The organism is Profundibacter sp., assembly GCF_056498605.1.
On the sequence record NZ_JBSMEZ010000070.1, the window covers coordinates 1 to 10,838 of the forward strand.

Annotated in this window: 11 protein-coding genes and 1 riboswitch; of the genes, 1 reads left to right on the plus strand and 10 read right to left on the minus strand. The window is 55.7% G+C overall.

All coding sequences use genetic code 11. The annotated features are described in order from the left end of the window. Window positions 1-158: 158 nt before the first annotated feature. The 6 genes from ACWB12_RS07165 to metZ all read right to left on the minus strand — a co-directional run bounded on the left by ACWB12_RS07165 (window position 159) and on the right by metZ (window position 6,344). A complete protein-coding gene (locus ACWB12_RS07165; RefSeq protein ID WP_479529383.1) occupies window positions 159-350 on the minus strand; it encodes a hypothetical protein in 192 nt (63 codons plus the stop codon). Between the two features lie 57 nt (window positions 351-407). Beyond that, window positions 408-2,012, minus strand: coding sequence for a 5-guanidino-2-oxopentanoate decarboxylase (locus ACWB12_RS07170; RefSeq protein ID WP_479529384.1), 1,605 nt, complete (start codon window positions 2,010-2,012; stop codon window positions 408-410). A 4-nt stretch (window positions 2,013-2,016) separates the two neighbouring features. Continuing rightward, window positions 2,017-3,465 carry a TrkH family potassium uptake protein gene (locus ACWB12_RS07175; protein WP_479529385.1) on the minus strand — a complete coding sequence of 483 codons (1,449 nt, stop codon included), beginning with the start codon at window positions 3,463-3,465 and terminating at the stop codon, window positions 2,017-2,019. A 47-nt stretch (window positions 3,466-3,512) separates the two neighbouring features. Beyond that, window positions 3,513-3,911: a hypothetical protein gene (locus ACWB12_RS07180; RefSeq protein WP_479529386.1), complete on the minus strand. Its 399-nt coding sequence runs from the start codon at window positions 3,909-3,911 to the stop codon at window positions 3,513-3,515. 63 nt (window positions 3,912-3,974) lie between these two features. After that, the gene (folE2, locus tag ACWB12_RS07185; protein ID WP_479529387.1) at window positions 3,975-5,078 is read right to left on the minus strand and encodes a GTP cyclohydrolase FolE2; all 1,104 of its coding nucleotides are present in this window, start codon (window positions 5,076-5,078) and stop codon (window positions 3,975-3,977) included. A gap of 84 nt (window positions 5,079-5,162) precedes the next feature. Further along, window positions 5,163-6,344: an O-succinylhomoserine sulfhydrylase gene (gene metZ / locus ACWB12_RS07190; RefSeq protein ID WP_479529388.1), complete on the minus strand. Its 1,182-nt coding sequence runs from the start codon at window positions 6,342-6,344 to the stop codon at window positions 5,163-5,165. Between the two features lie 58 nt (window positions 6,345-6,402). Continuing rightward, window positions 6,403-6,480: riboswitch (SAM riboswitch) on the minus strand. A gap of 100 nt (window positions 6,481-6,580) precedes the next feature. On the opposite strand from metZ, the gene ACWB12_RS07195 reads away from it, so the two are divergent. Further along, entirely contained in the window at window positions 6,581-7,288 is a 708-nt protein-coding gene (locus tag ACWB12_RS07195; RefSeq protein WP_479529389.1) for a glutathione S-transferase N-terminal domain-containing protein, read from the plus strand. Window positions 7,289-7,374: 86 nt separating this feature from the next. Here the strand turns inward: ACWB12_RS07195 and ACWB12_RS07200 are convergent, their stop codons facing one another. The 4 genes from ACWB12_RS07200 to ftsY all read right to left on the minus strand — a co-directional run. Next, complete coding sequence (locus ACWB12_RS07200) at window positions 7,375-7,980, minus strand: inner membrane-spanning protein YciB (RefSeq protein WP_479529390.1); 606 nt, start codon at window positions 7,978-7,980, stop codon at window positions 7,375-7,377. A 12-nt stretch (window positions 7,981-7,992) separates the two neighbouring features. Further along, the gene (locus ACWB12_RS07205) at window positions 7,993-8,898 is read right to left on the minus strand and encodes an EamA family transporter (RefSeq protein WP_479529391.1); all 906 of its coding nucleotides are present in this window, start codon (window positions 8,896-8,898) and stop codon (window positions 7,993-7,995) included. Continuing rightward, entirely contained in the window at window positions 8,895-9,761 is an 867-nt protein-coding gene (locus tag ACWB12_RS07210; RefSeq protein WP_479529392.1) for a hypothetical protein, read from the minus strand. Before ACWB12_RS07210 ends, ACWB12_RS07205 begins: the two co-directional genes overlap by 4 nt. A 1-nt stretch (window position 9,762) precedes the next feature. Continuing rightward, on the minus strand, window positions 9,763-10,838 hold a 1,076-nt coding region (gene ftsY / locus ACWB12_RS07215), incomplete at its 5' end, for a signal recognition particle-docking protein FtsY (RefSeq protein WP_479529393.1).

Consider the following 10,838-nt stretch of genomic DNA (forward strand, 5'->3'; position numbering starts at 1 on the left):
CTTGCTTGAGCCCATCGGATACATCCCGCCAGCAGAAGCAGAAGAGAGGTACTATGCACAGTTAAACACATTAGATATGGTCGCATAACATGAAGTAATCAGCCTCCGGCAAACAAGGGGCGGTTCAATGTGGGGTCAACGCACCGCTTACACTGTTTCTACACGGCAGCCTGATCATCGTTGTCGCCGCTTTTGTTGCCCCCCCGCTGATACTGGTCGGCGAACGGCTGACCACAAAGCTGCGCACCTCGCCGCGCTTTGGCCTGTGGCTGGACCGTAGCCTTGGCGCAATCTTTGTTGCGCTTGGCCTGCGACTGGCGATGGAACAGCGCTAACGTCAAACGCCGCATACGAAATCTTTGAAAGATTTCGGCTGTTTTCTTTGAAAGAAAACAATTCCCAAACCGTCAGTCGGTGATCTGCGGCGTTACATAGATCAACGTTGGTCCATCCACCTTCAACGCATCCTTCAGCGCCTGCTGGAAATCTGCCAATGTATCGGGGGCCGTCGCATTGGCCCCGAACGCCAGCGCCAGCGCACAGAAATCAGGGTTCCGCGCCACCACCGCATTGGGCGCAATCTGGCTGCGCACCATGCTGTCCTCGATTTCCTTCAGCTTGCCGTTGTCCCATAGGATGATTGGCAGGCTTAGCCCCAACTCCACCGCGACACCCAACTCCTGCATCGTATAGTGAAACCCGTAATCTCCGGCAATCGCCACAACCGGCGTATTGGGGCGGCCAATTTTACCACCAATGGCCGCAGGCAGCCCATACCCCAGCGTGCCAAACCCATAGGGGTGATGCCACAGGTTCGGGCGATCCAGCGGATACAGCTCTTTGGACACATAGGCAAATTGCGTCATATCGGAATAAAACAGCGTGCCCTTTGGCAGCGCGTCGGCCATCGCCGCGCAGATCGGCGCGATGCCTTGGCGGGCCGCATCGGTTTCGGCAGCAAAGCTTGATTTAGCCGTTGTGACCTCTTTTTCTGTCCAACCCGTTTCCTTGTTATGTCCCTCAACCAGATCACACAAATCCGACAGAAATACGCCTGCGTCCCCCATGATAGGCAAATCAGCCACATGATCGTCTGCAAGCGAGTGGGCATCCAGATCAACACGTATCATCGGTGCATCATAACCCAGATGATCACGCCATAAATCGGTCTCGGAAAGTTCTGTTCCTATACACAACACCAGATCAGCCTTGGCCAATTCATTGGCGCTGTCTGCTTTTGACAAGCATGCGCCGTAATTCAACGGATAATCCGGCGCGATGATACCGCGCCCCGCATAGGTGCACATGGTCGCCGCCCGCATCAAACGAGTCAGCTTGCGTGCCGCCTCGAACCCTGCTGTCGCGCCACCACCAAACACAAACAACGGACGACGTGCGCCCAGCAACCATTCTGCTGCGGCCGCCACATCTTCGGGGCGGGCGAGCGGTTTGGCCGGATAGATCGGCTGATCCGGCGCACTGTCCGCCATGCCGCCCAGCACATCAATCGGCACCTGAATATGTTTGGGGCGGGCACGGCACGCGGAAAACTCCGCGAATGCCTTATCCACCAGACGATAGGCCGCTGCCGCATCAGGGGCTGTGACAGACCAGTCACACACCGTGGCCGCTGCCCCCTCCTGATCGCGCATTTCATGCAGCCGCCCGCGCCCGATGTGACGGTCTTTGGTTTCAAGGCAGGACGATATCACCAGCATCGACACGCTGTCGGAATAGGCTTGCCCCATCGGCGTCATGATATTGCACAGACCCGGCCCAGTGATCACATAGGCCACCCCCACCTTACCCGTGGCGCGTGCATAACCATCAGCCATAAACCCCGCACCCTGCTCGTGACGCGCCAGAACATGGGTGATGCCAGCCTCTTCGATGCCGCGATACAGCTCGACATTATGCACCCCCGGAATACCGAAAATCACATTGACCCCGCGTGCCTTTAGCATGTGGGAAATATTTGCGCCCAGGGGTCTTTGTGGTGGTCGTTTACTCATCGCCTTAGCCTCTCCAGAATTTCACGGTCAGGATGGTGTAAACCACCAACAGTTCCAGCCGCCCAATCAACATCCCCGCCGCCAGCATCCACTTTGCTGTGTCATTCAGCGTGGCAAAATTACCCGCAGGTCCAATCGTATCGCCCAACCCGGGGCCGATATTGGCAATCGCCGTGGCCGCCCCCGATACCGATGTGACAAAATCCAGTCCCGTCGCCCCCAGCAACACCGCCAACACCCCTACTGTGACAATAAACATCACAAAGAATGCCATCACCGATGAAATAACATCTTCACTGACGGGTCGCCCGTCGTATCGCGGCGTGAATATGCCATGGGGCGAGTGAATCTTTGATATTTGCGACCTAATTGCCGCAAACAGCAGTTGATAGCGAAATATTTTCACTGAGCAGGCTGTAGAGCCAGCACAGCCCCCCACAAGGCCAATAAAAAAGAATAGCACCACAGGGAACGGGCCCCATAGCTGATAATCAACGCTGGCATAACCAGTGCCCGAGATAATCGAGGTCACGTTGAATGTGGCCTCGCGGAATGCGTGTTCATAATGGTCGCCATTGGCCACAATTCGGTAGATGGTAAGGGAAATAACAAGCGCGACAATGGTCTTGAAGTAGGCGCGTACCTGGCTGTCTTTCAACAAGGGGCGTGATGACCCACCAACCAATTGCACATAGCGCACAAATGGCAGGCTTGCCATAATCATGAACACCGAGGCGACATATTCCGGCGCACCCTGATATTCACCGAATGAGGCATCATGGGTCGAGAACCCGCCGGTCGACATGGTGGTCAGCGCATGGTTCAATGCCATAAACCCCGGCAGGCCAAACGCAAGATAGGCCATAAAGCAAGCAACAGTCAGGCCAAGATAGATCGTCGATATCCGTGCCGAAATTTGCGCCGCGCGGGGTAGGATTTTACCCATTGTATCAAAGGCTTCGGAGCGAAAGATTTGCATTCCGCCGATGCGCAGTTCCGGTAAGAACACCATCGCCACAACAATAATGCCGATACCACCAAACCACTGCATCATAGATCGCCACAGCAATATTCCGTGCGGCAAATCATCCAGCCCGCTAAATACGGTTGACCCTGTGGTGGTTAACGCCGACATGGCCTCGAAAAACGCATCAACCACACGAGCCTCGGGTTCTCCCAGTATAAACGGCAATGCCCCAAAGATCGGCAAGGTCAGCCAAACGCCGGTGGTCAGCAAAAAGGTCTGCTGGATTGTGATCCCTTTTTTGGGGCGGTTTGCGGTTGCCAATGCAACCAACCCGCCTAGCAAAATGGTGATAATAGCGCTTTCCAGAAAGACCTGCCAGTGGCCATTGGCATACAAGATGTCGGTCCCCATCGGGATCAACATCGTAACGCCAAGCGCGGCCACCAACTGACCAATTGTAAATCCCACAGGACGCAGATCAAACATAGGGCCAAGGCTTGGCCGTGCGGGGTGAATCTGTCAAGCGGTATTGGTTATCCGCGACAGCGATATAGTGTGTATTCTGTGAACCGGCGTAAAAGTTGGTCAAGCTCCTCAACGCTGCTTACGCCGGATTCGTAGACCACCATATTGGCCCCGTATTTTGCTGCACGGGTCCTGAAACCATCTATGATTTCCTTGTTGCTCTGCTCTTTGCTGCCCCAACCGGTAAGCAGGCCAATGTCATGTCGGTTTTCGCAGTGATCCGGAAAACCGAATATGACATCCACATCTTTTGGGCTAATCGCGGGATAACGCTCCAGAACCACTTCGGTTGGCGGACTATCAGGCGTGATCCGCCCCACTTGGCGCATGAACTCATCGTCAGAAATTTTTTCGACGCACCCGCCCAATGTGGAGGCCAGCAGGCCAACGAAAACAAACTTTACCATAATTTCCCCTTAGGTTGGGATAACAGTAACCTTCGTCCGACCCGCAGCAAAGGCAGGTATTCCTTACCCGACGTGAAACAGCGTGTTGAACAGTTTCGGGTCCAGACTGTCGGACACAAAGGTCTCGCCTTCGGTCAGGATGCTAACCGCATCATGGCTGTGCAGACTTTCCTGATGGCTGGCGATGATACGAAAATCACCGATACGCGTATCTGCCTGCAAGCCTTCAAAAAACAACCGCGCCGCATCTTCAACGAATATCGGATTGGCGGCGTTCAGTTCGGCAAACGCCTGCTCGTCCTCGCGTTTCACCATCACCTGGGTTTCGGTCGGCACCGCCTTGCGGCAAATGTCGATCAGATCCTCGAACCACAGGCAGTTCACGCCCGGGATCATCTGCGCCGAAATCCGCGCAACAGATCGTTGCGAATGCGGGGTAGCCAATTGCCCGCGGGTTTGGCGGGCATGTTCGGACAATTCCAGCGAACAGGGGCAGGTTGACGAATAGACATAATCCAGATGGATGATTTTCTGCACCTTGCCCCGCTTTTCAACCAGTTCCAGCGCGATGTCGTAATATTGATATCCCTCAAGACCCGAACGCATGGAGGGCATTTTCACCGGAAACGAAAACCGCATCTGGATGCGGGCGTCAAAACTGTCCAGATCGGCCTTATAGTCATTCAGCGCCGCCTCGATCACATCGAAACTAAATGTCTTTTCCGCGTGGCCATAAAACGTGCGCATGATCCGCGACATGTTGATGCCCTTCTTGCCCGCCTCAAGGCTGACAGTGCCAGTGACGGATGTTTCCAGCCGCAAATCACCGTCATCACGCGAATGGAACCGGATCGGCAGACGGAAATTGGAAATGCCCACATGCTGGATATGGCGTTTCGCGCCCTTGATCAGGCTTTCGGGACCATTTTGCAGATCGGGAAGCGAGGCTTTATAGGCCTCGTCCACGGTGAATTCTTCGGGATATGCACGCGCCAGCGCGGGGTAATTCGACACCTCGTTTTCCGGCAAAAGCCGTGCAATCGCAGGGTCCAGCTGCGCCACCTCAATGGCTGTGACCGACTTGGCCCAATCGCGCAATGTTGCAAGCGCCTCTTCGGCCTTCTTGCGGTCGTCATTGGTGCTGTCTTTTGGGGGCTGAATGTTCATCGCCGCTCCTGTTTTGTCCACGTTCACCCTCTTAATGTAGGGGACCGCGCAGGTTTTACCAAATAATACCGACTTATCGCGTCCCTATGCCGCCATCAGCGCGTTCAGAATATCGCGGGTCAGATCATCGGCATCCTCCAGCCCGATGCTGATCCGCACCAACCCAGCCGTGATCCCCAAATCGGCCCTTTGCACATCAGATAGGCGTTGGTGCGTGGTGGTGGCCGGATGGGTGACAATGCTTTTGGCATCCCCCAAGTTGTTGGAAATGGTGCAAATTTCCAGCGCGTTCAGAAACCGGAACGCCGCCGCCTGCCCACCCTTTAGGTCAATCGACAACATCGTGCTGCCTGCCGTCATCTGCCGCTTGGCCAGTGCTACTTGCGGGTGGCTGTCCAGATAGGGATGAATCACACGGGTCAGTTTCTCGTGACCGTTCACGGTTTTTGCAACTTGCAGGGCGCTATCCGCCATTGCACGACATCGCAAATCCAGCGTCTCCATGCCCTTCAGCATCACCCAAGCGTTAAACGGACTCATCGAACCGCCAGTGTGTTTCAGGTATGGCTCAAGCGTGCCGCGGATAAACTCACGACTGCCCAAGATCACACCGCCCAGACACCGCCCCTGCCCATCGATATGTTTGGTGGTCGAATAGATCACCACATCAGCGCCTAGATCAAAGGCGTTTAAGAAAATCGGCGTGGCGAATACATTGTCGACCACCACCAATGCGCCCACCTGATGCGCCAGATCACAGACCGCCTTAATGTCGATCAACTCCAGCGTCGGGTTGGAAATGCTTTCGAAAAACACCAGCTTGGTATCGCTGCGAAACGCCTTGGCCCACGCATCCAGATCGGTGCCATCGACTAGCGTCACGTTGACCCCGAAGCGGCCCAGAATATCCTCAAGAATATACAGACACGAGCCAAACAGCGCCTTGGCCGCGACCACGTGATCACCGGCTTTCAAACCACAGGTCAGCGCCGCATTGACCGCCGCCATGCCCGATGCAGTGGCAAACGCATCCTCGCAGCCCTCAAGCGCCGCAATGCGTTCCTCGAACATGCGCACAGTCGGGTTGCCGTACCGCGCGTAAATGAACTCGTCCTCGCCGGTCTCGATAAACCGCGCCTCGGCAGCTTCGGCGGTGTCATAGACAAAACCCTGCGTCAGAAAAATCGCCTCGGACACCTCGCCATACTGGCTGCGCCGCGTGCCGGAATGCACCAGTTTGGTGCGTGCGTTCCAATCTTTGCTCATCTCGTCATCCTTTACCGCGCCCTTTCAGGCACAAAAAAACCCGAACCGGATGAGGGTTCGGGGCATCGCCCTTCCCTCTTTAGCGGCATGTTTAACGTGGCCCGCAATCCGGTAACAAATCGCCACGAAGTATTAGGTGGATAGAACGCAATACTCTCGCGGTCAACACTTGTTGATATCCGCCGCCTTGCCCTTTTGTCAAAAACAGCGATCATACCACCCAAAGGAGCCATAACATGACCAAACCCATCGACCTATATTACTGGCCCACCCCGAATGGCTGGAAAATTACCATCGCGTTGGCAGAAATGGACCTGCCCTATACGCTGCATATGGTGAACATCGGGGCGGGCGATCAGTTCAAACCTGATTTTCTAAAGATCGCACCGAACAACCGGATGCCGGCGATTGTCGATCCTGACGGGCCGGACGGCGCATCGGTTTCGATCTTTGAATCGGGCGCAATCCTGCAATACCTGGCGCGCAAAACCGGCCAGTTTTGTGGCAACACTGAACGGGAACGCATTGCGGTTGATCAATGGCTGATGTGGCAGATGGGCGGCCTTGGCCCGATGGCGGGTCAGGCACACCACTTCCTGAAATACGCCCCCGCAATGGACCCGCCCAATGACCTGCCCTATGCCAAAGATCGCTACCGCGCCGAGACCGCGCGGCTTTATGGCGTGCTGGATCGGCAGTTGGCTGATAATGAATTTGTCGCGGGTGATTTTTTCTCTATCACCGATATGGCGATCTGGGCTTGGGCGAGCCAGTGGGAGGGCCAGCAGCAAACGCTGGACGATAAACCCCACATGGCCCGCTGGCTGGAAACCGTCGGCGCACGTAAGGGTGTGATTGCAGGGCGGGCTGTGGCGGCAGAAATGCGCTCCAACCTGCAATCCGATAAAAAAGCGCAGGACATGTTGTTTAATCGCAAGCCCTGACTGTTTCTTTTTCGTCTAAATATCCGCTCCGCAGGCAAGAAGATTTTTATGCCTGCGGCGCGGATATTGATGGAACGAAAATGGGGCTAAGCCTCGTCTTCCTCGACCGCGTATTTCTGCATCAATTTGCTCTGGGTCATGAAGAACGCGAAAATCGCAGCGGTCAAGCCGAAGACCTTGAAGTTCACCCAGGCATCCGTGGACATGGTGCGCCAGACCACCTCGTTGGTCACCGCGAGGGCTGCGAAAAACAGGCACAGGCGTTTTGTCAGGATCATCCAGCCCTCGTGTTGTAGCGGCATTGCCTCTTCCATCACCAATTGCAGATAGCTTTGCCCGCGCATCAACCCGAACCCCAGCATCCCGGCGAACAGTAGATAAATCATCGTCGGTTTCATTTTGAAGAACCGCTCGTCATTGAACCAGATCGCCAGCCCTCCGAACACCACCACAATCACCAGCGTCAAGATTTGCATCACCGATATTTTGCCGGTCATACGGTACAGGATAAACGTGGTTAACGCCAACAGCGGCACAAAAATCGCCGTAACTATGATAAAACCGCTGTATTCGGTGTCATCATAGGTGAATGCTGTATCCTTCAGCTTGGTATAGGCGATGAAAAACACCACAATCGGTCCAAGCTCCAGCAGCATTTTCACAATCGGGTTTATCTTTTTGCTCTCACTCATCGGGGTCTCCATCTATCCGCCCACCTGCACTATCACAGCGCCCAGCGCAATCAATGCCATAAGCATAAAGCGGCGCGGCCCAACCCGTTCTTTCAGCATTACCCAGCCAATTAGGGCTGCAAACACCGTCGAGGTTTCGCGCAACACGGCTGCTTGGCCGACATTATCCAGACGGGTGGCCAGAATAATGCCGCCGAAACTGATGATGGCGATGATGCCGCCGATCATGCCGCGCACCATTAGCGGGCGCAGGGCGGGCGGATCCACCATCGCGCGATAACGGATCGCAGCAATCGTCGGCATAAAGAACAGCCCGTCAAACATGAAAAACCACGCCAGAAATGTGAATGGATCCGTGGTAGCACGGATGCCGTAGGCATCATAGGTGGTGTAGGTCGACACGGTCAGCCCCGTCAGAACCGCCAACACCAGCGCCAGTTTCAACGTGTCGCGCCCCACAGTCAGGTGGCGCAGGTTATAGAGCGCCAGCCCGTAAATGCCCGCCAGCAGCACCATTACACCCGCCCATTGCCCCCCTGTGAACCGTTCGCCAAACAGGAAATATGCGCCGACAATCGCAAACAACGGCCCTGTGCCGCGCACCACGGGGTAAACCACCGTATAGGCGCCGCGACTGTAAGCCATCGCTTGCAAGTATTTGTAAAGACAGTGGATTACAAAGGTAATGGCAAAGATAAGCCACATATGCGGTTCGGGCCAAGGCACCACAAACAGCGCAAACGGGGTGGCGATAACCCCGTAAGAAATGTCGATTGCACCGCGCGCGAGCCACGGATCATGACGCCCCTTTTGCAGCGCCCCAAAAACCGCATGGAGCAGAGCCGACATCAGCGCCAGCCCCATCGCCAATTGATGTCCCGCTAGAGTGCCTTCAAGCGCGGTGATCCATGCGCTCATTCAGCGGCGGTCCAGCTTGCATTGAAAACCACCCCCTCAAGGGCGCGGTTGATCATTTCGTCAAACGGCACACCAAATACAAACGTCTGTATGAAAATACCCGCCGACAGCCCCGCCCCGGTATCAACCTCTACCTGCAATGTCCCATTGGGGGCCGGCAACACAGCGATCAATTGCTGCACGGCACGCTTTGTTTCTGGCGGAAAACTGTGATCGGGCCAATCTGACACTTTGTCGATCATCGCCGACCGCTTGCGGGTGCGTTCAGGAAAGGTCTCGCCAATATAGGGGCGCAGATATGGCTCCAACTTGCGGTTTCCATCCGCAACCAAAACCACATTACGCAGGCTTGCGCTACCAAGGCTGATTTGCATCTTTGCCGTGCTCGACAGATCGACGTTATGGAACACACCGCTCAACGATACCACATTGCCTTTTGGCCCTGTAATCAGCAGGTTCTCGATCACCAACTGGCGGTCTTGTGCATTGTCACGCAGGCTCATCGTGATCTGCATCGGCATGGCGGGTGCATCCGCATCCCCGCGCACCCCGAGTTTTCGCAACATATCGGCGTCCGTCACCCGAATGGTCAGGGTGGTGGGCAGAAGCGACTGTTCCAGCACTCTCTCAATCCCCTCGGCACGCCATTCAATCCGGTCGAAATCAAAGCCCTCGGTGGCCGCTTGGTCAGCAGGCACAAGACACCAGTCCTCATCGGACAGCCGGTTTGCAACCGCCCCCGTGTTTTGCCCTTTGATGATGGTCTCCCAAACAGCCGCGCAATCATCCGGTTGCATCGCCGAAAATGCGGTGGCCTGAATTGGGGCCGTCAAAAATAACAATATCGCTAATAAATACCGCATATCAGTCCTCCAGTCCTGTCAGTGCATGGGCGAATTCTTCGGGGTCAAACGCGTCCAGATCGTCGATCTGCTCACCCACCCCGATAGCGTGGATCGGCAGCCCGAATTTGTCAGCCAGCGCCACCAACACGCCACCCTTGGCGGTGCCGTCCAGCTTGGTCATCACCAACCCCGACACATCGGCCAACTCCTGAAACACCTTGACCTGATTGAGCGCGTTTTGCCCCGTGGTCGCGTCCAGCACCAGCAATGTGTTGTGCGGAGCTGACGGGTCTTTCTTGCGGATTACCCGCACGATTTTGGACAATTCCTCCATCAGATCGGCGCGGTTGTGCAGCCGCCCTGCGGTGTCGATCATCAACAGATCGGCCCCGTCCGCATCGGCCTTGGTCATCGCGTCAAACGCTAGGCTGGCGGGGTCGGATCCTTCGGGTGCCGTCAGAACCGGCACGTCTGCGCGTTCACCCCAGACTTGCAGCTGTTCAACGGCGGCCGCGCGGAAGGTATCACCCGCCGCGATCACCACATCCTTGCCCGCCGCCTTAAACTGGCTGGCAAGTTTACCAATGGTGGTGGTTTTGCCCGACCCATTGACGCCGACCACCAACACCACTTGCGGTTTCTTGGGATAGAGCGGCATGGGCTTGGCCACAGGTTCCATGATGCGGGTGATTTCGGCGGCCAGCAGGCGCTTGATTTCATCCGTGGACAGTTTCTTGCCAAAACGCCCCTCGGCCATGTTAGCCGTGACACGCAGGGCGGTGTCGACGCCCATGTCGGCGGTGATCAGCAGCTCCTCGATCCGTTCCAGCATATCGTCGTCCAGCGCCCGTTTGGTAACGGTTTTCTTGGCCGGTTTTTTCTCGGGTTTCTTCTCAGGTGCCGCCTCATCAGGCTTGGCTTCTTTACGCCCCAACAAACGCCCGATCAAGCCCGATTTTTTTGCTTCGGGTTCGGGTTCAGGTTCAGGTTCAGGTTCAGGTTCAGGTTCAGGTTCAGGTTCAGGTTCAGGTTCAGGTTCAGGTTCAGGTTCAGGTTCAGGTTCAGGTTCAGGTTCAGGTTCAGGTTCAGGTTCAG

Coding starts and splice junctions, on each gene's coding strand:
- ACWB12_RS07195 (WP_479529389.1), top strand. CDS start 6,581: ATGACCAAACCCATCGACCTATATTACTGGCCCACCCCGAATGGCTGG.
- ACWB12_RS07200 (WP_479529390.1), bottom strand. CDS start 7,980: ATGAGTGAGAGCAAAAAGATAAACCCGATTGTGAAAATGCTGCTGGAG.
- ACWB12_RS07165 (WP_479529383.1), bottom strand. CDS start 350: ATGCGGCGTTTGACGTTAGCGCTGTTCCATCGCCAGTCGCAGGCCAAG.
- ACWB12_RS07210 (WP_479529392.1), bottom strand. CDS start 9,761: ATGCGGTATTTATTAGCGATATTGTTATTTTTGACGGCCCCAATTCAG.
- metZ (WP_479529388.1), bottom strand. CDS start 6,344: ATGAGCAAAGATTGGAACGCACGCACCAAACTGGTGCATTCCGGCACG.
- ACWB12_RS07170 (WP_479529384.1), bottom strand. CDS start 2,012: ATGAGTAAACGACCACCACAAAGACCCCTGGGCGCAAATATTTCCCAC.
- ACWB12_RS07175 (WP_479529385.1), bottom strand. CDS start 3,465: ATGTTTGATCTGCGTCCTGTGGGATTTACAATTGGTCAGTTGGTGGCC.
- folE2 (WP_479529387.1), bottom strand. CDS start 5,078: ATGAACATTCAGCCCCCAAAAGACAGCACCAATGACGACCGCAAGAAG.
- ACWB12_RS07205 (WP_479529391.1), bottom strand. CDS start 8,898: ATGAGCGCATGGATCACCGCGCTTGAAGGCACTCTAGCGGGACATCAA.
- ACWB12_RS07180 (WP_479529386.1), bottom strand. CDS start 3,911: ATGGTAAAGTTTGTTTTCGTTGGCCTGCTGGCCTCCACATTGGGCGGG.